We start from the raw sequence: 25,357 nt of genomic DNA, 5'->3' as shown, positions 1-25,357 counted from the left end.
GGGGCGGGCGGAGCAGCGGGTGACGGCCTGTCAGGGCAGGATCGCGTCCACGTAGCCGCCGTCCACGCGCAGCGCGCCGCCCGTGGTCGCCGACGCCTGGGGAGAGCTGAGGTACACGACCATGTTGGCGATCTCCTCCGGCTCGATGAGGCGTTGCAGCAGCGACTGCGGGCGGTGCACGCGCATGAATTCCCGCTGGGCAGCGTCCCACGGCAGATCGCGGTCGACCAACTGGTATACGAAGTCCTCGACGCCACCGGTGTGCGTCGGCCCGGCGATCACGGAGTTGACGGTGACGCCGGTACCCGCGGCCTCCTTGGCGAAGCCGCGCGAGACGGCCAGCAGGGACGTCTTGGACATGCCGTAGTGGATCATCTCGGCGGGCACGGCCACGGCGGAGTCGCTGGCGATGTTCTGCACGCGTCCCCAGCCGCGCTCCGTCATGCCCGGCAGGTACTGCCGGATCAGGCGCACGGCGCTGAGCACGTTGGTCTCGAAGTAGGTGCGCCACTCCGCGTCCGTGATGTCGAGCGCGGGGCGCGAGCCGAAGATGCCGAGGTTGTTCACGAGGATGTCGGTGTGCGGCACGGCCGCCAGGAGCCGTGCCGCGCCGTCCTCGGTGGCGAGGTCGGCGGTGACGCCGGAAACCTGGGCGCCGGGCGCCGCCTCCCGCAGCTGCTCGGCCGCGTCGTCCAGCCTCGCGGTGTCGCGCCCCGTGAGCACGACACTCGCGCCCGCTTGTGCGAGGCCGGTCGCGATGGCGTGGCCGATGCCCTGGGAGGAGCCGGTCACCACGGCGGTGCGGCCCAGTAGATCGATGTGCATGCGGAAGCTCCCTTCGCTGTCCCCCTTGCCGTGTGCGGTGCCAGCATGGCGCGGACGACGGGCCCGATGTGCGGGGCGCGCGGGAGCCGATGGGTGCGTGGTGCGTGTGATGCGTCTCTTTCGCGAGGCGCATGAGGACTCGTGGGGCGGGTAGCTGCTGTCTTGCAGCGGAAGTTCTGGTGTGACGGAAGGGGAAGAAGATGCTGTTGGCGCACCCGGTGGTGTTGGGTAACCTCGTCGAGCAGTACGAGACCTTGCGGGTGCTGCGCGCTGAGGACGGCAGTCCTGAGCTGCGCCAGCGGATGGACGATCTCGCTTACTCGTTGTGCATATCCACCGGAACGAAGGATGTTGATGCGGCACTGGTCGCGGCCAGGTACCGGCTGCCCGGCACGGGCGTACGGGAGGACTCCCTCCTGTCCGCCTGAAGCACAGCCCTCGCAGTTCCGGACCCGTTGTAGTTACCGCATCCGCTCCCGCCACGGGCGGGACGCTGCGGCTGAACCGTTCAAGGATTGACCCGAGATGACCGCTGCCCGCCTGCCCGCAGGCCCCCCGATCTACGACAGTCTCATCGAGGAGCACGGCGACGTGCTGACTCAGGTCCGCCAGTTGGCCAAGGAGACGGAGCGCGAGGCGAACGAACTGCTGGACTGGAGCGAACTCCGCTCCGGCCGGGACTGACCCGGCCGCTCGCCGCGCGGGGCGGCCGGGGCACGGCGCAGGCTCTCAGCCCCGGTCGCTCTCGGGCGGCGGTACGAGCCGGGGCAGCAGATGACGCGTCAGGTCGTTCAGCGCCTCCACGGTCGCCAGGCTGGTCTGCACGTGGTGCAGGGACTGCGCGAGACAGGCGTTGGCGCCGGACACGGTGTCGTGCGCGTTGTCGCGGATCTGGCCGATCAGGTTTTCCAGTATGTCCAGCGCGGCGAAGAGGTCGGCCAGCGCGGACCGGTTCGTCTCGGTGAGCTTGAGCGCGTACTGGTCCAGCGGCCGGCCCGGGTCGAGGGAGATCCGGCGTCCGTCCCAGCACAGCGTCACGGTCGGCTCCTGCGGCCTGGTCGGCATGGGCGGTCCTTGCGTGGAGTGGGGTGAATGTCTGTTCTGTCGGTGTGCGGCGCTCAGAATTACAGCATGTTCCCCGTCGGGCGTGATGTCTCACTCTGAGACGGTACGGCGGTAACTGCCCTGCGCTGGGCGGACTTTCGCCGCTCCTGCGCGGAGGACGGCGCCGGAGGAACGATTAAGCCCGGCCGCGGGGATCGCGGTTCGGCGCCCGGGGCATGTCTGCACCATGGATTTCCGGAAGACCCCAGAACGGGCGGTCACGCGAGCACGGGAGCGCATGCTCGGCGGTGCCCAGGAGACGGCGGCGCGCGGGCCGGAGGGGCACGGCACGGCAGGCGCCTTCACACCCGGCGTCCCGCACCCGCGGACCAGGGACCCGATCCTCTCCTCCTGGAAACGCTGCCGGCTGCACGCGGTCGACGCCGACCGGCTGCACGTCCCGCACGTGGAGAAACACATCGACTGGGACAGCCGCTTCCTGACCGCGGCGGCGCCGGTGCTCGACCGCTTCGAGCGCAACCTCGCCGACTGCACCGCCGGAGTGGTCCTCGCCGACGCCGAGGCCCGCGTCCTCACCCGTAGGGGAGGCGACCCCGCCGTCACCCGCCTGATGGACCGGGTGCACCTGGCGCCCGGATTCAGCTACGCCGAGGACGCCGTCGGCACGAACGGGATCGGCACCGCGCTGGCCGAACGGCGCCTGAGCACCGTCTTCGGCCCCGAGCACTTCGCCGAACCGCTGCAGCGCGCCGCGTGCGCCGGCGTGCCCGTCCGCAACCCCTTCACCGGCCGGCAGGAAGGCGTGGTCAACCTGACGTGCCTGCGGCAGGACGCCTCACCGCTGATGGCCGCGCTGGTACGGCAGGCGGCCGCCGACATCGAGGAACGGCTGCTCGACCGCTACTCCGGCAACGAACGCGCGGCCCTCGACGCCTTCCTCACCGCCGGCCGGCGCTCCCGCGGCCCGGTGCTCATGGTGACCCCCACGCTGCGCACGGCCAACGCCGACGCGGTCCACCTCCTGGAGCCCCTGGACCTGCGCCAGTTGGGGGCACTCGCCGCCGACCTGCTGGCCGCACCGCCGGGCAACCGCCGGCAGCGCCTCGACACCACGCTGCGCCTGGCCGGCGGCCTCGACGTACGGGCACGCTGCACGCTGGTCGGCCCCGCCGACCGGCCGATCGCCTGCCTCGTCGCCCTGACGACGCCGGGGGACCGGGCCGCCGCGGACCCGGCCGGCCGGGTGCCGGGACCGCGGACCGCGTCGCGCACGTCCCCGCCGCCGCTGCCCGCGCTCCTGCCGGGGCTGGCCGGCGGCTCCCCGTCCTGGCGTGCCGCGAGCCGGGACGTCGCCGCCGCCTGCCGGCAGCGGCTGCCGACGCGGGTGGTGGGCGAGGCGGGCGTCGGCAAACTGGCGCTGGTCCGCGCCGCCCACCAGTGGGTACGGCCCGAGGCCCGGCTGCGGACCCTCGACCTGTCCGCGGGCCGGCGGGCCCCGCACGTACTGGCCCGCCTGGAGGAGGCGCTCCGCGACGAGGACGGCACGGTGGTGCTCCAGCACCTCGAACTGGCGGGCCCCGAACTGATGGCCCGGCTGGAGGCGCTGGTCGCCGGCGCGCGCCGCAACCGCGGCACCGGCCCGTGGGTGGCCGGCCTGTACACGGTCACCGGCCAGGGCCCGCCGCCGCTGACCGCGTCGGCGGGCGCCGCACTCCCGGCCCTGGACAGCCCCGTCTTCCCGTGCACGGTGCCGGTGGCGCCGCTGCGTTACCGCCCCGACGACATCCGCGACCTGGTTCCCGCGCTGCTGGCCCGGCACGGACGCGGCGGCGCCGTGTCCTGCTCGCCGGCCGCGATGCAGGTGCTCACCCGCTACGACTGGCCGGAGAACGTACGGCACTTGAGCCGGGTGCTCCAACAGGCGGCGCGCGGCCGCCGGCAGGCCGACCTGCGGCCGCACGATCTCGCGCCGGAGTGCCACACTTCCTGCCGCCGTACGCTCACGCCCTGGGAAGCCGTCGAACGCGACGCGATCGTACGGGCGCTGCACGACGCCGAGGGCAACCGCGACGCGGCGGCCAGGCAACTCGGCATCTCCCGGGCCACCATCTACCGGAAGATCCGGCTCTACGGCGTGACCGTGGCCCCCACCAGAGCGCGCTGAGCGAGCGGGGTGCCACCGGCGGCGCGCGGGCGCCGGTGCCCCGGCGCATCGGCATAAGCAACTGCACAGTTGGACGACCCCGCTCGCGGCGCGGTGCCGGATAACATGGCCGTGCCGTGGTGCTATTCGAGCACCGAGCGGAGCGGGGGCCGCGCCCATGCGAAAGCCCGAATTAGCAGATGTCTGGCCGCTGACGGCCATGCAAATGGGAATGTTCTACCACGCGGGTTACGACCCGCAGGCAACCGACGTCTACCGCAGCCAGACGGTTCTGGATTTCGAGGGCCCGGTCGACCTCTCTTTGCTGCGGTCCGCTTTCCAGCAGGTGACGCGCCGGCACGCCCCCCTGCGGGCGGGCTTCCGTACGCTGGAATCCGGGGAGACCGTGCAGTTCGTGCTGCGCGAGGTGGAAATCCCGTGGACGGAAATCGACCGCACCGGCGCGGACGAAGCCGAACTGCAGCGGGTGCTGGACCGGGAATGGCTGCGCCGCTTCGATCTCGGCGAGGCCCCGTTGGTGCGAATCCTGGTGATCCGGCAGGCGGCGGACCGGCACCGTATCGTGCTGGCGCTGCACCACATTCTCTGCGACGGCTGGTCGGTCGCCATTCTCCTGGACGAATGGATGACGCTGTACAAGCACGCGGGCGACGACGTTTCCCTGCCGCCCGTGACGCCTTATTCCACCTACGTTTCCTGGCTCGGAGACCGGGACCGGGAAGCCGCCGCCGCGGCCTGGGGGCAGGCGCTCGCGGAGGCGCGGCCCACCCTGGTCGCGCCGGGTGAGCCGGCCCGCACGCCCACGGACCCCGACGGGGTCCCGGTCACCCTCGCCGCGCCGACGGCCGCCGGGCTGGAGCGGCGGGCGCGCGGCCTCGGCGTGACCGTGAGCACCCTGGTGCGCGGCGCGTGGGGCCTCCTGCTCGGCCGGCTGACCGGCCGCGACGACGTGGTGTTCGGCGCGACGACGTCCGGCCGGCCACCGGACGTCCCGGGCATCGAGAACATGGTCGGAATGTTCATCAACACCCTGCCGGTACGCGCCCGCTGGGACGAGCGGGAGCCGGTGGCGGACTTCCTCCGGCGGCTCTTCGACGAGCAGGCCGCGCTCCTCGCCCACGAACACCTGGGCCTGCCGGAACTGCACCGGCTCACCGGGACCCCGGCGCTGTTCGACACGCTGATGGTCTACCAGAGCTACCCGCTGGGCCTGCCCGCCGCCGACCTCGGCAACGGGACCAGGGTCGGCGAGTCCACCGGCCGGGCCGCGGCCCACTACCCCCTGGTCCTCAACGCGCAGCCCGGCGACTTCCGGCTGACCTACCGCACCGACCTGTTCGGCCGGTCGGCGGCCGAGGCGCTGGCGGGCCGCCTGGCCCGGGTGCTGGGCCAGCTCGCGGCCGGCGCCGCCCTGCGGGTGGCGGACGTCGACGCCCTGCTGGACGGCGAACGGGACCGGCTGACGTCCGGGGTGAACCTGGGCCCGCGCGGCGCGGCACGGGAGACGGTGACCGGCGTGTTCGCGCGGGTGGTGGAGCGCTTCCGGGACCGGACGGCGGTCGTGCGCGGGGACACCGGCCTGACGTACGGGGAGCTGGGCGACCGGGCGGACGCCGTCGCCCGCTTCCTGCGGTCCCGGGGGGTGGGGGAGGGGGACCGGGTGGCGGTGACGCTCGCCCGGTCCCTCGAACTTCCGGCGGTGCTGCTGGGAGTCGTCAAGGCCGGGGCGGCGTACGTGCCGGTCGACCCGGGCGGCCCGGCGGAGCGCACCAAGCTGGTGATCAGGAACGCCGCCCCGGTCTTCGAGGTGACCGCGGCCGTCGCGCGGGACGCCCTGTCCGGCGCGGCCGCGGAAGCGGAGTCCGGACCGGTCCGGGTGGCGCCGGACTCGGCGTTCTGCGTGATGTACACCTCGGGTTCCACCGGGGTGCCGAAGGGGGTGACGGTGACCCACGGGGGCGTCGCGGCGCTGGCGGCTGACCCCTGCTGGGGCGGCTGTGCCACCGGCCGGATGCTCTTCCAGTCGCCGCACACGTTCGACGCCTCCCTGCTGGAGCTCTGGGTGCCGCTGCTGAACGGCGGCCGCGTCGTCGTGGCACCCGAGGGCGTCCCCGACTCCGACCTGGTGACGTCTCTGGTCGCCGGGGCGGGCCTGACCTCCGTACACCTGACGGCCGGCCTGTTCCGCGTGCTGGCGCAGGAGACCCCGGACTGCTTCGCCGGCCTGCGGCACGTGCTGACCGGCGGCGACGTGGTGCCCGCCGAAGCGGTGGCGCAGGTGGCCCGAGCCTGCCCGGACGTGGAGATCCGCCACCTGTACGGGCCCACCGAGACCACCATGTGCGCGACCGTCCACGTCCTGCCGGCGGGCGCGGCCCCGCCGGACCCGCTGCCGCTGGGCGGCCCGCGCGCCGGTGCCGGCCTGTACGTCCTGGACGAGCTGCTGCGGCCGGTGCCCGCCGGCGTGCCCGGCGAGCTCTACATCTCCGGCCCCGGTGTCGCGCACGGCTACCTGAACAGGCCCGCGCTCACCGCCGAACGGTTCGTCGCCTGCCCCTACGGCGGACGCATGTACCGCACCGGCGACCTCGTGCGCTGGAACGACGACGGGCTACCGGAGTTCCTCGGCCGCACCGACGACCAGGTCAAGATCCGCGGCTACCGCGTCGAACCGGACGAGACCGCCGCCGTCCTGGCGCGCTGCCCCGACCTCGCCCAGGCGACGGTGCTCGTACGGGAGGACACCCCGGGGCACAAGCGGCTCGTCGCGTACGTCGTGCCCGTGCACCCGGGGGCGCCCGTGGCCGGGGCCGTCCGGCGGTTCGCCGCCGAGCACCTGCCGGAGTACCTGCGGCCCGCGGCGACCGTCGTCATGGAACGGCTCCCGCTGACGCCGAACGGCAAGGTCGACCGGGCCGCGCTGCCCGCCGCCGGCCCGGCGCCCGCGGCCCCCGGCGGCCAGGAGCTCACGCCGCAGGAGGACATCCTCTGCTCGCTGTTCGCCCAGGTGCTGGAGGCGCCCGGGGTCGGCGCCGACGACAGCTTCGTCCGGCTCGGCGGCGATTCCCTGCTCGCGACCCGGCTGGCGAGCCGTATCCGGTCGGTGCTGGGCGTCGAGGTGTCCAACCGGATGCTGTTCGAGTGCCCGACCCCGGCGCTGCTGGCCCGGCGGCTGGACCGGCTCGGCGCGGCCCGCCCGCCGGTGGTCCGGGCGGCCGAGCGGCCCGCGCCGCTGCCGATGTCGTCCGTGCAGCAGCGGATGTGGTTCCTCGACCGGCTGGAGGGGCCGGACAGCGTCAACAACATCCAGCTCGGCCTGCGGCTGAGCGGCGACCTGGACACGGCGGCGCTGGCGGCCGCCTGGGGCGACACGGTCGGGCGGCACGAGACGCTGCGGACGGTGTACGGGGAAGTGGACGGCGTCCCCTACCAGCGCGTCCTGGCGAGCACCCCCGTACGGCTGCCGACGGTGGACGTGCGCGAGGACGAACTCGCCGGGGCGCTCACCGCCGAGGCGGGCCGGGGCTTCGACCTGGAGGCGGCGCCGCCCTGGCGCGCCACCCTGTTCGCGACCCGGCCCGGCGAACACGTGCTGCTCGTGGTGCTGCACCACATCACCGCCGACGGCTGGACGCTCGGTGTCCTGGCCAAGGACCTGGCGGCCGCGTACACCGCACGTACCGAGGGGCGCGCGCCCGACTGGGCGCCCCTGCCGGTCCAGTACGCGGACTTCACCCTCTGGCAGCGGGAGCTGCTGGCGGACGAGGAGGACCCGGAGAGCCTGTTCGGCAGCCAACTGGCGTACTGGCGGCAGGCCCTCGCGGACCTGCCGGGCGAACTCGCCCTGCCCACCGACCGCCCGCGCCCGGCGGTCGCCAGCCACCGCGGCCGGATGCTGGCGACACGTACCCGGCCCGACACGCACCGGCGGCTGCTGGAGACCGCCCGGGACAGCGGCGCGACCATGTCGATGCTGACGCAGGCGGCGACCGCCGCGCTCTGCTCCCGGCTGGGCGCGGGCGACGACATCCCGTTCGGCGCGCCGGTCGCCGGCCGCGTCGACGAGGCCCTCGACGACCTGGCGGGCTGCTTCCTGAACACGCTGGTGCTCCGTACGGACGTGAGCGGCAACCCCACGTTCGCCGGGCTGCTCCGGCGGGTCCGCGAAGCCGACCTGGCCGCCTACGCCCACCAGGACCTGCCGTTCGACCGGCTGGTGGAAGTGCTCAACCCCGACCGTTCGCTGTCCCGGCAGTCGGTGTTCCAGGTCGGGTTCGCCTTCCAGAACACACCCGACGCCGCCTTCTCCTTCCCCGGGCTGACCACCGGGTACGAGCCGCTCGGCATCTCCTCGACGCGGTTCGACCTGTCCTTCCTGATACGGGAGCTGCACGACCCCGACGGCACCCCGGCGGGCCTCGCCTGCCATCTGGAGTACGCCACGGACCTGTTCGACGAGGACACGGCACGCGCCGTGGCCGACCGCCTGGTGCGCGTGCTGGACCAGGTCGCGGACGACCCGGAGGTACGGCTCGGCGACATCGACGTACTGGCCGAGTCCGAACGGTCCCTGCTGCTGCACGAGTGGAACGGCACCGCGCAGCCGCTGCCCGAGGGCACGTTGGTGGACCTGTTCCAGGCCCGGGCTGCACAGACACCGGACGCCGTGGCGCTGCGCTGCGGCCCCGAGGCCGTGTCGTACGCCGAACTGGACGCCCGCACCAACCGGTTGGCGCGTCACCTGACCGGGCTCGGGGTGGGCCCGGAGAGCCGGGTGGGGCTGTGCCTGCCGCGCGGGACGGACATGGTCGCCGGAATACTGGCCGTGTGGAAGGCCGGTGGCGCGTTCGTCCCGCTGGACCCCGAGTACCCCGCGGACCGGCTCGCCTTCATGGTCGCCGACAGCGGCGCGGCCGTCGTCCTGAGCACGTCGGAGGTGTCGGCCGGACTGCCCCGTGACCCGGCGCTCGTGGTGGCGCTGGACGGGGCGGCGGAGGCCGTGGCCGCCGAGTCCGCCGCGCCGCCGCGAGCGCGCCCGGTGCCGGAGCAGTCGGCGTACGTGATCTACACGTCCGGATCGACCGGCAGGCCCAAGGGCGTGGCGGTACCGCACCTGGGCGTGGTGAACCTGGCCGAGGCGCTGCGGCCGGCGCTGGGCGCGGGCGAGGGCGTGGTGGGGCTGCAGTTCGCGTCGTTCGGGTTCGACGCGGCGGTGCTGGACGTGGCGGTCGCGCTGGCCGCCGGCGGCACCCTGGCGATCGCCACGAGCGAGGAGCGGGCCGACCCGAAGGCGCTGGAGGAGATGGTCCGGGCCTGCGGCGTGAGCGCGGTGTCCCTGGTCCCTTCGCTGCTGAGCGCGCTGGGCCCGGCGGCCCTGCCCGGCGTACGGAACCTGGTCCTGGGCGGCGAGCTGCTGACCGCGGACCTGGCGAGCCGGTGGGCCGGGCGGACGCGGCTGTGGAACACCTACGGCCCCACCGAGGCGAGCGTGGTCACCACGACGGGCCGGGTGGAGCCGGACATCGCACCGGGCGACCAGGCGCCGCCGATCGGCCGCCCCGTCGCCAACGTCCGGCTCTTCGTGCTCGACGGCTTCCTGCGGCCGGCCCCGGTGGGGGTGACGGGCGAGCTGTTCATCGCGGGCCCCGGCCTGGCCCGCGGCTACGCCAATCAACAGGGACCGACCGCGGAACGGTTCGTGGCCTGCCCGTTCGCCCCGGGGGAGCGGATGTACCGGACGGGCGACCGCGCCCGCTGGACCGCCGGGGGACGGCTGTACTTCGAGGGCCGCTCCGACGACCAGGTCAAGGTCCGCGGGTTCCGGGTCGAGCCGGGCGAGGTCGAGGCGGTGCTCGCCGCGCACCCGGCGGTCGCCCAGGCCGCGGTGACCGCCCGCGAGGACGGCGCCGGCGACCGGCAGCTGGTCGGCTACGTCGTCCCCGGCGGGCGCCACGACGGCGACGGCGCCCCGGACCCGCGGCTCCTGCGCGAGCACGTGGCCCGGGTCCTGCCCGCCCACCTGGTCCCGTCCGTGATCGTGCCCCTCGCGGCGCTGCCGCTGACCTCGAACGGCAAGATCGACCGGGCGGCCCTGCCCGCCCCGGGCCGCGCACGCCCGCCGGCCGACCGCGGCCCCCGCACGGCGACCGAGGCCGCCGTCCACCGGATCTGGCGCCAGGTGCTGGGGCACGCGGGGTTCGGCATGCGCGAGAAGTTCTTCGACGCGGGCGGCACCTCGCTGAAGCTGATGACCGTACGCAGCGAACTCGCCCGGTACTGCGGCCACGACCTGCCGGTCGCCCTGTTCTTCGAACACTCGACCATCGAGGCGATGGCGGAGACCGTCGACCGGCGCCGGCCGGTCACCGCCACCGCCGACCACAGTTACGAGCTGTAGCCCGGGCCGGCCCGGGCAGCGGCGGAATCGGAGAAGACGGATGAGGACGGGCGACGTCGCGATCATCGGGGCCGCCGGGATCTTTCCCGACGCGGCGGCCCTGGAGACCTTCCACGACAACCTGCGCACGGGGCGCGACAGCGTCGGCAAGCCGGGCCCCGAACGGCTGCCGGCCGGCGACGACCCCGGCGAACGGTACGTCTCCATGGGCTACCTGGACCGCGTCGACCTCTTCGACCACGAGCTCTTCGGCATCCCGCGGCGCGAGGCCGAACTGCTGGATCCGCACCAGCGGCTGCTGTTGCAGCTCACCCACCAGGCCATCGAGTCCGCCGGATACGCCCCCGCCGCGCTGCGCGGCTCGGCCGCCTCGGTGCTGCTCGCCTCCGTGGGCACCGGGCCCGGCGAGGCGGCGGAGGCCGACCGGGACGTGGAGCGGATGCTCGGCACCTCGTCGGCCGCGCTCGCCGCCCGCCTCAGCTACCTCTTCGATCTACGCGGCCCCGCCCTGGTGGTCGACACCGCGTGCAGCAGCGGGCTCACCGCGCTGAGCCTCGCGGTCCGGCAACTGCGCCACGGCGAAGTGCCGCTGGCGATCGTCGGCGGCGTCAACGTCCTGCCCCCGCCGGTCCGGCGGGCCGACTGGGTGCCGCTGCCGGGACTGGAGTCCAGCGACGAGCGGTGCCGCCCCTTCGACGCCGAAGCCAACGGCATGACCGCGGGGGAGGGCGGCGGCGTCGTCGTGCTGAAGCCGCTGTCCGAAGCGGTCGCCGACGGCGACCACGTGCTGGCCGTGCTGAAAGGCGTCGCCGTCAACCACAACGGCTACCGCGCGGCCAGCATGGCGGCGCCGAGCCAGGCGGCCCAGGCGGACGTACTGGCCGCGGCCTGGCGGGACGGCGGAGTCGCGGCCGAGACGATCGGCTACGTCGAGTGCCACGGCTCGGGCACGCCGCTCGGCGACGTCGTCGAGGTGGACGCGCTGCGCCGGGCGTTCGCCGGCGCGGGCGTGGCCGGGCCGCAGTGCGCCATCGGCTCGGTCAAGGCGAACATCGGGCACCTCGGCAACGCGGCCGGCATCGCCGGCCTGTTCAAGGTCATGGCGGCGCTCCGCTACGGCACCCACTACCCGGCCGTCAACTTCACCTCCCCCAACCCGCTGATCGACTTCGACGGGCCGGTGTACGTGAACGACACGCCGCGCTCCTGGGAGCCGGACGCGCCCTCCCGGCGGCGCGCCGGGCTGAGCAGCTGGGGCATGACCGGCACCAATGTGCACGCCGTACTGGAACAGGCCCCCGACGCCCCCGCGCCGGAGACCGCCGCGCCGGACGCGGAACTGGTCACGGTGTCGGCCAGGTCGGCCGGCGCCCTGGACCGCTACCGCACCCGGCTGGCCGACTTCGCCGAGCACACCGACCAGCCCCTGCGAGCCGTCGCGCACGTGCTGAACCGGGGCCGCGACGACCACCCGTACCGGCTCGCGGTGACCGCCGGGACGACCGGTGAACTGGCCGCGCGGCTGCGGACGGCGGCCGTCCCCGAGGCCCCGGCGCCCGACGCGCCGCGGCCGGTCCTGCTCTTCTCCGGGGACGCGCTCCTGGACGACGCGGCGTGGGCGCGGCTGTGCGCGCAGCTCCCCGTGCCCGCCGAGTGTGCGGAACTGGACGCCGCGACCCCGGACCGGGCCGGCCGGACCGTCGTACGGCAGTACGCCCTCCACCGCGTGGCCGAGGCGTTGGGGCTGACGGACGTCGCCCTGATCGGCTCCGGGGCGGGCAACCTGGCCGTCCGCGCCGTACGGGGCAAGCTCACGCTCGCCGACGCCGTCGCCGAGGCGGTCCGGCAGCAGCCGGACCCGGTACCCGACCGGGCGCGGCTGGAGACGGTGGTGGCCGGGCTCGCCCGCGACGGCGCCCTGTTCGCTGAACTCGCCGCGGGCGGCGTCCTCACGCGCGAGATCGGCGCGGCGGCCCCCGAACGGCCCGTGGTGGACCTGGCGGGGGACGGGTCCAGGAGCGGTGTCCTGGAAGGCATCGCCCGGCTGTACGCGCTCGGCGCCACCCTCGACTGGGAACGCCGCTACCGCGGCGCCGGGATCCGGCGCATCGAGGCACCGACGTACCCCTTCGAGCCCACCCGGTGCAGCTTCGGCCGCCCCCGTACCGGACGGCCCGCCACCGCCCCCGCCGCACCGGTCACCGCGGCGCCCGGCCCCGCGGAGATCGAACGGCGCGTCGCCGAGGTGTGGACGGACCTGCTCGACCAGCCCGGCACCGGCCCCGACTCCGACTACTTCATGCTCGGCGGCACCTCGCTCGTGGGCGTCGGCCTGCTCCGCCGCCTCCACCAGGACTTCGGCGTGGAGGTCACCTTCGCCGACCTCTACGCCCACTCCACGGTCCGCGCCCTCGCCGGACGGCTGCACGCCCTCACCGAGGAGGCGGGGCAGGCGAGGGAGGCGGAGAAAGCCGCCACCGATCCCGCGGACCGGCCGATCCCGCCGGCCGGGCGCGACATCCGGCTGCCGCTCTCGTTCGGCCAGGAACCCCTGTGGTACCTCGACCAGGTCAACCCGGGCAGCCCCCTCTACAACGTCCCCGCGCAACTGCACCTGACAGGGCCGCTGGACCCGGCCGCCCTCCAGGAAGCGCTGGCCGACATGGCGGGGCGGCACGAGGTGCTGCGCAGCGTCTTCCTGACCGACGACGACAGCGCACCGTACGTGGCGTTCACCGCCCCCGAACCGCTCATGGCGGTCATGGACGTCAGCCGGATCCCCGAGGAGCAGCGCGGCCACCGCATCCGCACCCTCATCGGGGACGCGGTCGCCCAGCCCTTCGACCTCACGTGCGACACCCTGCTGCGGGTGCTCCTGATCAAGCGGGCCGAAGCGGACCACATCCTGGTCCTCACCTATCACCACACCGTCTTCGACGGCGGCTCCACCGCGCTGTTCGCCCGCGACCTCGCCGAGTTCTACCGGGCGCGGAGCACCGGCACCGAGGCCAGGCTGCCCCAACTGCCCGTCCAGTACCAGGACTACGCGGCCTGGCAGCGCACCCTGCCGGCCGGCCGGCGGTGGCAGCGCAGCCTGGAATTCTGGCGCGCGGAACTCGACGGGCTGGACCGCAGGGAACTGCCGCTGGACCACCCCCGCCCGGAAGTCCAGTCGTACGAGGGCGAAGTGCTCCCCTTCCTCATCGCCGCCGCCACCGCGGAACAGGTACGCCGCTACAGCCGCCGGCACGGCGTCACGACCTTCGTCACCATGCTTGCCGCCCTCGACGCGCTGGTCCACCTGTGGTCGGGGCACCGCGACATCGTCATCGGCGTCGCCACGTCAGGGCGGGTGCACCCCGACGTCCAGGACCTCGTCGGCTACTTCAACAACCTCCCGCCGTTCCGCACCGCCACCACGCCCGACCTGTCCTTCGACGCGCTGGTCCGCCGGTGTGCCCGCACCGTCGCGGGCGTCCTGGACCACGAGGAGATCCCGGTCAGCCGGATCGTCTCGGCGAGCGGCGCCCGGCGCGACCTGGCCCGGCACCCGCTGTACGACGTGACGTACACCTACCAGAACGTGCCGCAGTACGAAGGCGGCCTGGCCGGTGTCCGGATCTCCCGCTACGCCGACACCGACGTCGGCGGCGTGGTGCCCGGCACCGCGAAGTTCGACCTGTCCTTCGCCGTCGTGGACGCCGGGGACGGGCCGATGACCGGCGAACTCGACTACGCGACCGCCCTGTTCGGCCGCGCCACCGCCGACCGTCTCGTACGGTGGTTCCCCGCCCTGGTCGCGGCGGCGATGGCCGCGCCGGGCAGCACGATCGGGGAACTCGACGCCTCCGGTGGGCAAGCGGCACGCCCGGAGAAGGAGGCGCCCGCTCCTGCCGCCGTGGGAACGCCCGACGCGCAGGACGCCGCCCCGGCGGCGGACCCCGACGCGCTGACGATCCTGCGCGAGCTGTTCGCCGAGCTGACCGGCACGGACACGGTCGGCGCCGACGACGACTTCTTCACCGTCGGCGGGGACTCGGTCATGTCGATCCAGCTGGTGGCCCGCGCCCGCAGGGCCGGCGTGCCGATCTCGCAGCGCGACGTCTTCGAGCACCGGACGGCCGCGGCGATCGCGGCGGCGGCCGGCGCCCGGTCCGTGCCGCAGCCACCGGCCGCCGACACCGGGACGGACCGCCGGATCCCGCTCACCCCGGTGATGCGGGAGTTCGCCGAACGCTCGGGCATGCCGGGCCGGTTCACCCAGTCGGCGGCCCTGGCCGTGCCGGCAGGGCTGGACCACCCCACGCTGACGGCCGCCTACCAGGCGGTACTGGACCGGCACGACATGCTCAGGGCCCGGCTCTCGGGTGACGCGGGCACCGATCCGGCCACCTGGTCGCTGACGCTGCCGGAGGCCGCGCCGGACGGTACGGGCGCCGAGGTCCGCCGGGTGGACGCGGCGGGGCTGGACGACCGGGAGCTGGCCGGCCTCGCGGAGCGGGAGAGCCGGGCGGCGGCCGGGCGGCTCGACCCCCGCGCCGGCGTCACCGCCCAGCTCGTCCTGCTGGACCGGGGCACGGCCGAGGAGGGCAGGCTGCTGTTCGCCGTCCACCACCTCGTGGTCGACGTCCTGTCCTGGAAGGCGCTGCTGCGCGACCTCGAAGCGGCGTACACGGCACTCGCCGCCGGACGGCCCGCGGCACTCCCGCCCGTGCCGACCTCCTTCGGGCAGTGGGCACGGACCCTGGCGGCGACCGCCGGCACCTCCTCGTGCCGGGCCGAACTCCCGGTCTGGGAGAAGATCCTCGCCCCCGGCGAGCCGCCGCTCGGCGGGCGGCCCCTCGACCCGGACCGCGACACCCCGGCGAACGCCGTACAGGTGGCCGCGACGCTGCCGCCCCCGGTGACCGCCGGGCTGCTGACGGAGGTGCCGGCGGCCTTCTACTCCGGCACCGGCGACCTCCTGCTGGCCACCCTGGCCGCGGCGGTGGCCGAATGGCGGGCGGCGCGTGGCACCGGCCCCGGCCCTGTGGTGGTCGAGGTGGAGGGCCACGGCCGCGAGCCGTTCACCGAGGACATGGACCTGTCCCGCACGGTCGGCTGGTTCACCTGCGCGTATCCGGTACGGCTGGACCCCGGCCCGGCCGACACCGGCGACATACGGGCCGGCGGGCCCGCCGCGGGGCGCCTCGTCAAGCGGATCAAGGAACAGCTCGGCGCCGTACCCGGCAACGGCCTGGGCTACGGCGTCCTGCGCCACCTCGACCCCGGCACCGGCCCCGCGCTGGCCGCGCTGCCCACCGCGTCCATCGGGTTCAACTACGTGGGCGGCCTGGCCGACGGCGGCCCCGGCCGCAACGGCGCGTCCCCGGACGGCTGGCGGCTGCTCGGCCTGGGCGGCGAGACGGCCGAGGACACGGCCCTCGCCCACACCCTGGAGGCGGCGGGATCGGTACGGCACGGCCCGGACGGGCCGGAGCTGCACCTGTCCCTGTGGTGCTCGCGCCACCTGATCGACGAGAGCGCGCTGCGCGAACTGTGCGAGGGCTGGGCGGCGTTGTCGACCGGGCTGGCGGCGTACGCGGACCGGCCGGGCGCGGGCGGGCACGTCCCCTCCGACTTCCCGCTGGTCGCGCTCAGCCAGCAGCAGATCGAGCAGCTGGAAGCGGGGATCGGGGAATGAACATCGCCCTGCGCGCCACCGCCACCCACCTGCCGGGCCGGACGGCCCTGGCCGACCTGCCCGAACTGGCCGCGCTGCCCGCCGGGGAGCGGGCGGCGTGCCTGGGCCTCGGCATCGAGCGGGTGGCGGTCGGCGCCGGCCTGTCCGCGGTGGACCTGGCGGCCCGCGCCGGGCGGCAGGTGCTCGCCGCCACCGGGCTGGCCCCGGACCGGCTGGCCGGCCTGATCATGATCGAGCCGCGGGCGCCGGAGGCGTTCTCCACCTCGGAGGCGACCCGGCTGCAGCAACTCGTCGGCGCGGACCGGGCCTGGGCGTTCTCGGTCGGCGGCCTGGGGTGCGCCTCGGTGGTGCCCGCCCTGCTGGCCGCCGCCGGGCAGCTGGCCACCGACCCGTCCGCGGCCGACGTCCTGGTCGTCCACGGCAGCAAGCCGGTGGCGGCCCGCCGCTACCGGCACCCGGTGACCGTCAACGGCGACAGCGGCCAGGCGGTCCTGGTGTCCAGGGACGGGCCGCTGCGCGTCCGGGACATCCTGCTGGAGACCAGCGGCGCGTACTGGGACCTGTTCCGGGTCGACTACCGCGGCAGGGAACCTGACCGGTGGCGCGAGGAGTGCACCGACATCCCCACTTACGCCTTCCGGCTCGCGGTGGAGTCCAGGAAGCGGATCGCGGAGCTGACCCGCCGGCTGCTGGAGCGCAACGGCGTCGACAGGGAGGCGGTCTCCTGCTACGTGGGGCAGAACCTGTCGACCGCCGCCCTGCGGATCGTCGCCGAGTCGCTGGACGTCGAACTCTCCGACGCCTGCGCCGACAACCTCCGCGACAACGGCCACCTCGGCCCCAACGACGCCCTGTTCAACCTCGCCACCGCCGTGGACCGCGGCCAGCTCCCCGAGGGCGGGCTGGCCGTGGTCCTCAACATGAGCCCGGCGGCGGCGTGGAGCGCGATGCTCGTCGAACACGGCACGGGGGAGGGCGGGGCGGTCTGTCTCTAGCGTGACGCGGCGGCACGCCCTATATTCTGAACATGTTCGCTGAACACGTTCAGCCAACCCGTGCCGAACAGAAACGACGCACCACCGCCCGCGTCACCGAGGCCGCCGCACGGCTCTTCCGCGAGCACGGCTTCCACGGCACGACCGTGCGGCAGATCGCCGCGGAGGCGGGCGTCTCCGTGGGCGCGGTCATGGCCGTGGGGGACAAGGAGTCCCTGCTGAGCCTGGTCTACGACGACGCCATCGCCGCCCGCATCCCCCCGCCGCCGGCGGCGGGGTCCACGACGTCCGCGGCCGGCTACCTGGCCCGGTACTTCGACCCGTTCCTCGACCTGTTCGCCGGCAACGAGGAACTGGCGCGCGCCTACTTCCGCGCCCTGACCCGGGGCCGCCCCGAGAACGCGGCCCTCGGCGGCCTGCGCACGCTGGCCGAGAACAACCTCACCGCCGCGCTGGTCAACACCGGGATGCCGGAGGACCGCGCCAGGCTCGGCGCGCAGGTGATGGTCGCCGGCTACCTGGGCGAACTGGTGCTGCTCGCCGCGGGAACCACCGACTTCCGCCAGGCGGCGGCCAGGATCCGGCGCACTGCCGAATTCGTCACCTCGCACGAAAGGCCGTGACCGATGACTCTCTCCGAACTCCCGTCCCCGGCCTGGCCGGTCCTGGTCCTGCTCGTCATCCAGGCCGGCGACGCCCTGATGATGCTCCGCCCGCCGAAGTTCATAGCCGACTGCCTGGAAGGCGTACGGTTCCCGCGCGACTGGTGGTGGGTGCTGACCACCGCCAAGGCGGCCTCCGTCGCGGGGCTCGCCGTCGGACTCCGGGTACCCGGAGTCGCCATGACGACCACCGCGGCGATCGTCGTCTACTTCCTCGCGGTCACCGCGGCCCACCTCCGCGCCAAAGCCCTGAACTCCACGTTCTGGATCAACTGCCTCGGCATGCTGCTGCTGTCCCTGGCCGTGCTCGTGGTCAGCTTCGTGCGCTGGTGACGCCCTAGTCCGGCAGCCGCCGGGCCCGGGTGGCGCGCAGGGCCGTGCCCGCGCGGTGGACGTCTTCCAAGGCGTCCAGCAGGACCGTGCGCTCATGCCATTCGAGCCACCGGCCCGCCTGCGCGGCCATCCCGTCCAGGGCCGCCGCCTGCGGGCGCGTCAACGCCTGCTTGCGGCGCGGCAGGTGGAGGGAGAAGACGCCGACGGTACGGCCCGAAGCGGCGACCATCGGCATGCTGTGCGCGGTGCGGCTGCCGACGGAGAGGATCATCTCCCGGGCCGGTTCGGTGAACACCGGGTCCGTGGCGATGTCGGCCATGACACGCTCCTGGTGCCGGGCGGCCTGGGAGCAGGAGGTGTTGTCCGCGTCGACCAGGGCGAAGAAGTCCCGGAACTCCTGGCTCAGCCCGTAGTGGTGCTCCATCCGCAGGCCCGCCGACGGCTCGGCCGACTGGAGGTCGCCCATCTCCGCGTCGGTGCACGCCAGCGCCTGGTGCAGCACCCGCTTCAACACCGTACTGCGGTTGACCTTGTCCGGCCGGTGGCCGGGCAGGAAGCGCAGCGCGGGCGGCGTGCGGCCTTTGCGGGAGGGAAACCACGGCCCCCGCTCGTCGTCGGGCCGTGGGACGGACACCACACCGGACGCCAGGGTCCGCAGCTTCAGGTTGTGCCGTTGTGAACTGCGCTTCAACAGCTCGAACGCCGTCTGCGCGTCCGGCAGCAGATAGCGCTCCTGGAGAATGCCCTGCGCATGGGAGATCAGCGGGTGCGCGAGCAACTTGCCCCGCAGGTCCCGCACCTCCCGGCGAAGCCGATCGAGCTCCTCCTCCCGGGCGTCCCGCGCGCCGCCTCCGTCCGGCCCGGCGGCCTGCTCCTCGTCCCGCCCTGCCGACGGCGAGTCCGCTGATTCGTGCATGGTTTCCTCTCGACGCCCCGCAGTGTGAACCTAACCCATGCACGGGACGCCCGGCACAGGCCCGGCCCGGGACCGCCTCAGTCGACCACTTCGCCGGAGGCCATCAGCCGCGTCAGCTCGGTCCGCGAGCGTACCCCCAGCTTGCGGTAGACGCGGGTGAGGTGCGCCTCGACCGTCTTGCGGGAGACGAACAGGGAGACCGCGGCCTCGGTGTTGTTCAGGCCGCGGGCCACCGCGCGGGCCACCTGGAATTCCTGCGGCGTCAGCTGCTGCCAGACGCCGTCCCGCGCGGCCGGAGCCGTCAGCGGCGCGCCCGTGGCGGCCAGCTCGCCGGCGGCACGCCGCGCCCAGGGCACCGCGCCCAGACTCTCGAAGCGCGCCAGCGCCGAGGTCAGCGGCCCGCGGGCGGCGGCGGGACGGCGGTACCGGCGCAGCAGCTCCGCCTCGCACAGCAGCGTGCGGGCCTGCTCGAACGGGTCGCGTACGCGCTGGTGCGCCGCGAGCGCGGCGGCGAACGCGGCCCGCGCTTCCTCGTACGACCCGGCCAGCAGGCCGCGGCAGCGAGCGGCGGCGGCCGCCGGCGCCGCGAGCCCGGTCGCCCGCGCCCGCTCCTCCAGCCAGCCGGTGACCTCAGCGGCGCGGGCGGCGTGGCCCGCCCGCGCCTGCGCCTCGGCGAGGTCCGCCGCGCACGGCACCACCAGCGGATTGCCCACCCCCTGCGCCGTGAGCAGCGCGAAGCTCTGTTCCAACTGGTCCGCCGCGCCGCCGTGGTCGCCGTGCGCCAGCGCCGCCAGCCCCAGCGCGGCGGTCAGGTGCATCTCCAGGCAGCCGATGCCGTACCCGCCGGTCTCCCGCCGGGCCCGGCTCACCTGCTCCTCGCACCGCACCCGGTCGCCGCGCAGCGCGTCCAGCCGCGCCAGGCAGGCCAGGCTGTAGCCGACGCAGCTGATCTGGCCCAGCTCCTCCGACCAGTGCAGCGCCTCGGTGGCGTCGCCGTACCCGGCGGTCCAGTGGCCGACGCGGGCCTCCAGGGCGCTGCGCACCGCGAGGGTGAACGGCAGTACGCCCGGCGCGCTGTGCCGGCGGGCCGACTCCACGGCGGAGTCGAGCAGCCGGCGGCTGCGGTCGCGGTCCTCCACCCAGTTCCACGCCTGCCCGGCCAGCGCGTACAACTGCTGGTTGCGCACCGGATCGCCGGTGCAGTGGCCGTCGGCGGCGCCCAGCATGGCCACACCTCTGCCGGTCTGCCCGGCCAGCGTCAGCGCCGTACCGAGCAGAGCCATGCTCAGCCAGCGGTCGGGCCCCTCCGCCGAGGCCAGGCGGAACGAGTCCTCGGCGGTGCGCACCGCCGAGGCCACCCGGCCGTCCATACTGGCGGGCACCACCGCCTCGGCGAGCAGCACGCACGCCCGTACGGGATCGGTGCGGCGGACGGCCCGCGCCGCCTCGACGAGGAGTTCGTAGGCGCGAGCGGGCTCGCCGTTCCACGTGTGGATGCGGCCCAACAGCAGCTCGATGTCGGCGCGTACGGCGGGGTCGGCCGTGGTGCGCAGCGCCTCCTCGCACCACTGGGAGCTGGAGGCCGAACCGCCCAGGAAGGCGTCCGACGCGGCGCGGTGCAGCAGGCCGGCGCGGTCCGCGCGGTCCTCGGTGAGTTCGGCGGCACGCCGCCAGGCGAGCGCGGACTCCTCGAACGCGCTGCGCCTGCGGGCCTCTTCGGCCGCCTCGGCCAGCGCGGCGGCGGCCTGCTCGTCGGGGCCGGTGGCGGCCGCCGCCCGGTACCACGCGTGCAGCGGCCCGCGGGTGACCTCGGCGAGGGCGCCGAACGCGGCGAGCCGGTGCGCCAGCGGCGCCCGCCCGAGCACCAGCGGGCGCAGCACGGGGTGGCGGAAGTCCAGCCCGTCGCCGGTCGCCGTGACCAGGCCGTCCTCCTCGGCCGGGCACAGGGCCTCCAGCGACAGGCCGAGCACCGCCAGCGCCTCGCACAGCCCGGACAGCGCCGTCGACCGGTGGGCGGCGAGCACCGTGAGCGCCTGGCGGGTGGCTTCGGGGAGCCCGCGGATACGGGCGGACCAGGCGCGCTCCAGGTGCCGGCCCAGCGACGGCGGGTCGTGCATCGGCTCCTCGCCGCGTGCCTGCCCCGGGGTGAGGGAGCGCGCGGCCTCCAGGAGGGCGAGGGGGTTGCCGCCGCTGACCTTCACCAGGTCCGCCACCACCGCCGGCGCGGCCACGACGCCCCGCTGCCGCAGCAGCTGCCCGCACTCGGCGCGCGACAGGCCGGTGACCTCGACGGACGGCAGGCTGTGCGGTACGCCGGGCCCGCCGTGGTCCTCCCGCGAGGTGAACGCGAGCGCGACCCGCTCGCCCGCCACCCGCCGCGCCACGAAGAGCAGCACCCGCTGCGAGGACGGATCGACCCAGTGCAGATCGTCGACGAGGACGGTCACCGGCCGCTTCTCGCCCAGCGCGGCCAGCACGTTCAACGCGCCCATACAGGCGGCGTACGGGTTGGCCAGCGGCTCCCCGGACAGGGCCAGGCAGGATTCCAGCGCCGCGCGCTGCACCCCGGGGAGTTCCCTGAATTCCGAACCAAACGGGAGCAACAGGTCGGCGAGGGCCGCGAAGGGCAGGACCGTCTCCGACTCGATGCCGCGCGCCCACAGCACGGCGTCCCCGGCCTGCTCGGCGGCGTACTCCAGCAGCGCCGTCTTGCCCACCCCGGGCTCGCCCCACAGCAGCAGCGCCGCGCCCCCGTCCGAGCCGGCGGCCAGCAGGTCGTCGATCAGCCGCCGTTCGCGCCCGCGGCCCACGAGGCCCGGACCTGCCGGGCGGGGGAGCCGGGACCAGCCGGAAGTCCGTTGCCTGCCGTCCATGTCGCCCCCTGGGCGCTCGCAGGTGCCGTGTGCGGCTCGTACTCAGGCGCCGGGACCATCATGCTCCCCCGAAGTGCGCCCCCAAAGGGCTCCGCGCGTTCCGCGGGCAGGTGTGGGGAGATCCCCGAAGCGGCGCCGCGCAAAGAGGAGTTGAGTGGCACCACGCGCGGACGGAGGACTTGGGGGGCGCGTCATGACCAGCTCCGCGGGGTCCGCACTTCGGCTCGACGCGGTCGAGATCAAGGCCACGTTCTCCGGCGCGCGGGCGGAGGTGGCCGCCAAGGCTCTGGCACCGGACGACGGGGGCGTCTGGTGCCAGGTCTTCTTCTGCGAAGGCCCGCCCCGCCAGCACCGCCCGGGCGAGCTGCCGCTGCTGGAAGCCGGGCTGATCCTGCGGCTCAGGACACGCCAGGGAGGGACGGGCGACGCCACGGTCAGGCTCCGGCCCTGCCGCCGCGCCCGGGTGCCCGGCCACTGGCTGGACTTCCGCAAGCACGGCAACGACGAACTCCGCCTGGAAAGCGACTGGTCGGGGGAGCGCAGGGTCCTGTCGGCCGCGCTGACGCACACCCGCGACCGCCGCGACATCGACGCGGTGGCCGCCGGGCACCGGCCCCTGCGCACCGCCTTCTCGCACGCCCAGGAACGCTTCCTGGCCGATTGCGCTGACCTGACGGTCGACTTCCGGCAGCTGACCGTGCACGGGCCGGTGCGCGCCGAGCGCTGGCGCGGCGTCCGCCGCCGTCACCACGAGCTGACCGTGGAGCGCTGGACACTGGCCCCGCCTGCCGGCCCGCCGCTCGACTGGCTGGAAATCTCCGAACGGGTGGAGCCGGACGGCGCCGAAGTCGTCCGGGCCTCGCTGCTGGCCCTGCTCCGGCAGCTGGACCTGCAACCCGACCTCGGACAGGAAACCAAGACCCGGCGCGCCCTGGAGGCGCTGACGAGAGGCTCGTAACGGCACCCACCGAAGGAGGCCGTCATGGCCTACCCGCAAGGTCCGCCCGGCGAGGACTGGGGCGACAAGGCCCCCTGGAGCGGCCAGGCCCAGCCGCCACCGGCCGGACCACCACCGCAGTACCGGCACGGGCCGTCGCCCTACGCCCCCGCGTACCAGCAGTACGCCAAACCGCCCCGTAGCCACCTGATCCCGGCGATCCTGGTGACGCTCTTCTGCTTCCTGCCCACCGGCATCGCGGCCATCGTCTACGCCACGCAGGCCAACGCGAAGACCGGCTCGGGCGACTGGGCCGGAGCCGAGCAGGCGGCGAAGAAGGCGAAGCTGTGGACGTTCGTCAGCATCGGGGTTGCCCTCTTCGCCTGCCTCCTGGCCTTCCTCACCGGCGTCGTCACGGTCAGCTACTGACCGTGCCAGCGCTGCGCCCGGCCGCTATCCCAGCCCTTCCCCGAGAGCGGCGATCGCGGTCGCGTCGTGGCCCGCGGCGAGCAGCGGGGCGCGGACGTCGCGCTCCAGGTCCGGGAGGTAGCCGAGAAGCACGTCGGCGGGGCCGTGGATGCGGATGCCGCCGAGGGCGGCGGCCGGCAGCAGGAGGGTCTCGGCCGGGCCCAGGGTCTCCCGCACCGCCCCGCAGGTCACGTCGGTGCCGGCGCCGATGTTGCTGAGCACCACGCAGGTGTCGAAAGCGGGTACGGCCGACCCCGGCGCCCGTACCCGCCAGTTCTCCAGCGCGAAGTACGGCCCGGCACACAGCATCCGCCGCTCCGCGCCGCTCTCCGGCGGCAGCCGCAGACCGGAGTGGAAGTCCGGACGGTGTTCCGGCCGCCACTGCCGCAGCAGGGCCTCGACGTTGGCGTGCCACTCGGCGTCGTCGATCGGCGCGCCGTCCTCCATGCGGTGGCGCATCGCGTGCTGCTGGAGGTCGGAGGTCTGCTCGATCTCGTACACGAGGGTTCCGGGACCGAAGGAGTGCGGCGTGCCGCCCGGCACGTACAGGGTCTGGCCGGGGCGTACGGGCAGCCGCCGCAGGACGGCGTCGAAGTCCTGGTCCAGCAGCGCCTGCCGCAGCCGGTCGCGGTCCACGCCCGGCCGTACGCCGGCCAGGGCGGTGGTGCCCGGCGGGGCGTGCAGGATGTGCCAGGCCTCGGTCTTGCCGTTCGGCTCGCCCTCCTCGTCGCGGGCGGCCCTGTCGTCGGGGTGCAGATGGACGGGGAGGGGCCGGTGGGCGTCGATGAACTTGGCTAGCAGCGGGAACCGGGGGCCGCGCCAGCCGCGGCCGACCAGCTCGTCGGGGTGGTCCAGCGCCAGCTGCCGCAGCGTGTGGCCGGCCAGGGAGCCGTTCATCACGTGGGCGGCCTCGCCCTCGACGTCACTGACTTCCCACGTCTCCGCCACCGGGCCGTCGGGCAGCGCGGTCCGGCCGAGCCGCCCGGGAATGTCCCGGCCGCCGAACACATGCTGCTTGACCGGGGTGGTCAATCGCATCGGATACCAGTTCACCGTCCGAGTACACCCCTGTTCCGTGCCGGTCCGGATTCATTACTCCGACCACTGGCGCGCCCCGCGAGCGGGCGGCGGCCGGCGAATAGCGGGTGCCCTGCGGTAAGGCTCCGAATCGCGTTGTCCATGCCGTGCACCGGTTTAAGGGCCGGATGTGCGGGCACGCGACCGACTGTCAAGGAAACGGCTCGAACAGCGAAGGAGCGCGACCATGACTGCCGATAAGAAGCCTTCCACGAAGGTCGAGCGCGCCAAGGGCGCGGTGAAGGAAACCGTGGGCCGCGCGGTGGGCAATGAACAGATGACGGCAGAAGGCCGCGCGGAACGCGCCAAGGGCGATATACGCGAGGCCGGCCAGAAGGCCAAGGACGCTTTCAAGCGGTGACGTCCCGGACGTAATCCGCGATTGTCCTCTGCACTGTCTCCGACGCAGGTGAAGCACTCACTCCGGAGTCCCGGGCGGTGACCCGGCGGAACCCCCGCCGGGCCACCGCCCGTCCATCTGCCGGGACGGGCCGGACTGTGCTCCAGGCCGGAGCGCCTAGGCGTCCGTGTCCTGCGGGTACCAGCGCAGTTCGACCGTGTTGCCGTCCGGGTCCAGTACGTAGAGGGACTGCCCGTCGCCCCGGGCGCCGTATCGTTGCCCGGGGCCGTCGGTGACCGTGAAGACGCCGGAGTCGACGACCTGCTGCCAGTCCAGCGGCTCGACGACCAGGCAGATGTGGTCGACGTTGGACTCGCCGCGCTCTCCTTCGACGAGGTCGATGATCGTCTCCGGGCTCACGCGGACGGAGGGGAACGGGGCCTTGCCCGCGCGCCATTCCTCGGCGCGCACCGGTTCGAGGCCGAGCGGGCCGCAGTAGAAGGCGAGGGCGCGTTCGGCGTCCGCGACGGTGAGGACCAGGTGGTCGAAGGCGATGACACGCATGGGTTCCGTCTTTCTCCTGGTGCGTACGGCGGGCTGCTGACACCGGCCTGTACCGGAT

17 protein-coding genes are annotated in these 25,357 nt (G+C 74.4%); 11 read left to right on the top strand and 6 right to left on the bottom strand.

The window, feature by feature from the left end; translation table 11 throughout:
• Positions 1-30: 30 nt before the first annotated feature.
• Complete coding sequence (locus tag ACH4OW_RS17480; RefSeq protein ID WP_360132900.1) at positions 31-825, bottom strand: SDR family oxidoreductase; 795 nt, start codon at positions 823-825, stop codon at positions 31-33.
• A gap of 200 nt (positions 826-1,025) precedes the next feature.
• On the opposite strand from ACH4OW_RS17480, the gene ACH4OW_RS17475 reads away from it, so the two are divergent.
• Both ACH4OW_RS17475 and ACH4OW_RS17470 read left to right on the top strand, forming a co-directional pair.
• Positions 1,026-1,253: a DUF5133 domain-containing protein gene (locus ACH4OW_RS17475; protein WP_360132897.1), complete on the top strand. Its 228-nt coding sequence runs from the start codon at positions 1,026-1,028 to the stop codon at positions 1,251-1,253.
• A gap of 97 nt (positions 1,254-1,350) precedes the next feature.
• The gene (locus ACH4OW_RS17470) at positions 1,351-1,509 is read left to right on the top strand and encodes a hypothetical protein (protein ID WP_360132894.1); all 159 of its coding nucleotides are present in this window, start codon (positions 1,351-1,353) and stop codon (positions 1,507-1,509) included.
• Between the two features lie 45 nt (positions 1,510-1,554).
• Here ACH4OW_RS17470 and ACH4OW_RS17465 read toward each other — a convergent pair whose 3' ends face one another.
• A complete protein-coding gene (locus ACH4OW_RS17465; RefSeq protein ID WP_360132891.1) occupies positions 1,555-1,890 on the bottom strand; it encodes a hypothetical protein in 336 nt (111 codons plus the stop codon).
• Between the two features lie 226 nt (positions 1,891-2,116).
• On the opposite strand from ACH4OW_RS17465, the gene ACH4OW_RS17460 reads away from it, so the two are divergent.
• From ACH4OW_RS17460 to ACH4OW_RS17435, 6 genes are all read left to right on the top strand, one after another.
• A complete protein-coding gene (locus ACH4OW_RS17460) occupies positions 2,117-4,054 on the top strand; it encodes a sigma-54-dependent Fis family transcriptional regulator (protein ID WP_398028603.1) in 1,938 nt (645 codons plus the stop codon).
• Between the two features lie 157 nt (positions 4,055-4,211).
• On the top strand, positions 4,212-10,451 hold the full coding sequence (locus ACH4OW_RS17455) for an amino acid adenylation domain-containing protein (RefSeq protein ID WP_398028601.1): 6,240 nt from the start codon (positions 4,212-4,214) through the stop codon (positions 10,449-10,451).
• A gap of 40 nt (positions 10,452-10,491) precedes the next feature.
• Positions 10,492-16,134, top strand: a complete 5,643-nt coding sequence (locus tag ACH4OW_RS17450) for a condensation domain-containing protein (RefSeq protein ID WP_398028599.1) — start codon at positions 10,492-10,494, stop codon at positions 16,132-16,134.
• On the top strand, positions 16,131-17,129 hold the full coding sequence (locus tag ACH4OW_RS17445) for a 3-oxoacyl-ACP synthase (RefSeq protein ID WP_398028597.1): 999 nt from the start codon (positions 16,131-16,133) through the stop codon (positions 17,127-17,129). The genes ACH4OW_RS17450 and ACH4OW_RS17445 overlap by 4 nt, the downstream gene beginning before the upstream one ends.
• Before the next feature lie 32 nt (positions 17,130-17,161).
• Positions 17,162-17,752: a TetR/AcrR family transcriptional regulator gene (locus ACH4OW_RS17440; RefSeq protein ID WP_398028595.1), complete on the top strand. Its 591-nt coding sequence runs from the start codon at positions 17,162-17,164 to the stop codon at positions 17,750-17,752.
• 3 nt (positions 17,753-17,755) lie between these two features.
• The gene (locus ACH4OW_RS17435; RefSeq protein WP_398028593.1) at positions 17,756-18,124 is read left to right on the top strand and encodes a DoxX family protein; all 369 of its coding nucleotides are present in this window, start codon (positions 17,756-17,758) and stop codon (positions 18,122-18,124) included.
• Positions 18,125-18,128: 4 nt separating this feature from the next.
• On the opposite strand, the gene ACH4OW_RS17430 is transcribed toward ACH4OW_RS17435, so the two are convergent.
• Complete coding sequence (locus ACH4OW_RS17430; RefSeq protein ID WP_398028590.1) at positions 18,129-19,040, bottom strand: ANTAR domain-containing protein; 912 nt, start codon at positions 19,038-19,040, stop codon at positions 18,129-18,131.
• 77 nt (positions 19,041-19,117) lie between these two features.
• Positions 19,118-21,913 (bottom strand): AAA family ATPase, encoded by a 2,796-nt coding sequence (locus ACH4OW_RS17425; RefSeq protein WP_398028587.1) that lies wholly within the window; start codon positions 21,911-21,913, stop codon positions 19,118-19,120.
• A gap of 193 nt (positions 21,914-22,106) precedes the next feature.
• On the opposite strand from ACH4OW_RS17425, the gene ACH4OW_RS17420 reads away from it, so the two are divergent.
• Together ACH4OW_RS17420 and ACH4OW_RS17415 are read left to right on the top strand one after the other, a co-directional pair.
• Positions 22,107-22,871 (top strand): hypothetical protein, encoded by a 765-nt coding sequence (locus ACH4OW_RS17420; protein ID WP_360132867.1) that lies wholly within the window; start codon positions 22,107-22,109, stop codon positions 22,869-22,871.
• Positions 22,872-22,895: 24 nt separating this feature from the next.
• Positions 22,896-23,279, top strand: a complete 384-nt coding sequence (locus ACH4OW_RS17415; protein WP_398028585.1) for a CD225/dispanin family protein — start codon at positions 22,896-22,898, stop codon at positions 23,277-23,279.
• A gap of 24 nt (positions 23,280-23,303) precedes the next feature.
• Here the strand turns inward: ACH4OW_RS17415 and ACH4OW_RS17410 are convergent, their stop codons facing one another.
• On the bottom strand, positions 23,304-24,356 hold the full coding sequence (locus ACH4OW_RS17410) for a type I phosphomannose isomerase catalytic subunit (RefSeq protein WP_398028582.1): 1,053 nt from the start codon (positions 24,354-24,356) through the stop codon (positions 23,304-23,306).
• 226 nt (positions 24,357-24,582) lie between these two features.
• Here ACH4OW_RS17410 and ACH4OW_RS17405 point away from each other — a divergent pair, with 226 nt between their 5' ends.
• Positions 24,583-24,756, top strand: a complete 174-nt coding sequence (locus tag ACH4OW_RS17405) for a CsbD family protein (protein ID WP_360132858.1) — start codon at positions 24,583-24,585, stop codon at positions 24,754-24,756.
• 156 nt (positions 24,757-24,912) lie between these two features.
• Here the strand turns inward: ACH4OW_RS17405 and ACH4OW_RS17400 are convergent, their stop codons facing one another.
• On the bottom strand, positions 24,913-25,299 hold the full coding sequence (locus tag ACH4OW_RS17400; protein ID WP_360132855.1) for a VOC family protein: 387 nt from the start codon (positions 25,297-25,299) through the stop codon (positions 24,913-24,915).
• Between the last annotated feature and the right edge of the window lie 58 nt (positions 25,300-25,357).

The sequence above is a fragment of the Streptomyces sp. NPDC017056 genome (assembly GCF_044332485.1).
Classification (GTDB): Bacteria; Actinomycetota; Actinomycetes; order Streptomycetales; family Streptomycetaceae; genus Streptomyces.
The sequence above is the reverse complement of the archived record's forward strand: the minus strand, read 5'-3'. Positions and strand labels throughout refer to the sequence as shown.

What these genes read in the sequence shown, in the direction of transcription:
- ACH4OW_RS17480 (WP_360132900.1), bottom strand. Translation starts at nt 825, where the DNA reads ATGCACATCGATCTACTGGGCCGCACCGCCGTGGTGACCGGCTCCTCC.
- ACH4OW_RS17475 (WP_360132897.1), top strand. Translation starts at nt 1,026, where the DNA reads ATGCTGTTGGCGCACCCGGTGGTGTTGGGTAACCTCGTCGAGCAGTAC.
- ACH4OW_RS17470 (WP_360132894.1), top strand. Translation starts at nt 1,351, where the DNA reads ATGACCGCTGCCCGCCTGCCCGCAGGCCCCCCGATCTACGACAGTCTC.
- ACH4OW_RS17465 (WP_360132891.1), bottom strand. Translation starts at nt 1,890, where the DNA reads ATGCCGACCAGGCCGCAGGAGCCGACCGTGACGCTGTGCTGGGACGGA.
- ACH4OW_RS17460 (WP_398028603.1), top strand. Translation starts at nt 2,117, where the DNA reads ATGGATTTCCGGAAGACCCCAGAACGGGCGGTCACGCGAGCACGGGAG.
- ACH4OW_RS17455 (WP_398028601.1), top strand. Translation starts at nt 4,212, where the DNA reads ATGCGAAAGCCCGAATTAGCAGATGTCTGGCCGCTGACGGCCATGCAA.
- ACH4OW_RS17450 (WP_398028599.1), top strand. Translation starts at nt 10,492, where the DNA reads ATGAGGACGGGCGACGTCGCGATCATCGGGGCCGCCGGGATCTTTCCC.
- ACH4OW_RS17445 (WP_398028597.1), top strand. Translation starts at nt 16,131, where the DNA reads ATGAACATCGCCCTGCGCGCCACCGCCACCCACCTGCCGGGCCGGACG.
- ACH4OW_RS17440 (WP_398028595.1), top strand. Translation starts at nt 17,162, where the DNA reads ATGTTCGCTGAACACGTTCAGCCAACCCGTGCCGAACAGAAACGACGC.
- ACH4OW_RS17435 (WP_398028593.1), top strand. Translation starts at nt 17,756, where the DNA reads ATGACTCTCTCCGAACTCCCGTCCCCGGCCTGGCCGGTCCTGGTCCTG.
- ACH4OW_RS17430 (WP_398028590.1), bottom strand. Translation starts at nt 19,040, where the DNA reads ATGCACGAATCAGCGGACTCGCCGTCGGCAGGGCGGGACGAGGAGCAG.
- ACH4OW_RS17425 (WP_398028587.1), bottom strand. Translation starts at nt 21,913, where the DNA reads ATGGACGGCAGGCAACGGACTTCCGGCTGGTCCCGGCTCCCCCGCCCG.
- ACH4OW_RS17420 (WP_360132867.1), top strand. Translation starts at nt 22,107, where the DNA reads ATGACCAGCTCCGCGGGGTCCGCACTTCGGCTCGACGCGGTCGAGATC.
- ACH4OW_RS17415 (WP_398028585.1), top strand. Translation starts at nt 22,896, where the DNA reads ATGGCCTACCCGCAAGGTCCGCCCGGCGAGGACTGGGGCGACAAGGCC.
- ACH4OW_RS17410 (WP_398028582.1), bottom strand. Translation starts at nt 24,356, where the DNA reads ATGCGATTGACCACCCCGGTCAAGCAGCATGTGTTCGGCGGCCGGGAC.
- ACH4OW_RS17405 (WP_360132858.1), top strand. Translation starts at nt 24,583, where the DNA reads ATGACTGCCGATAAGAAGCCTTCCACGAAGGTCGAGCGCGCCAAGGGC.
- ACH4OW_RS17400 (WP_360132855.1), bottom strand. Translation starts at nt 25,299, where the DNA reads ATGCGTGTCATCGCCTTCGACCACCTGGTCCTCACCGTCGCGGACGCC.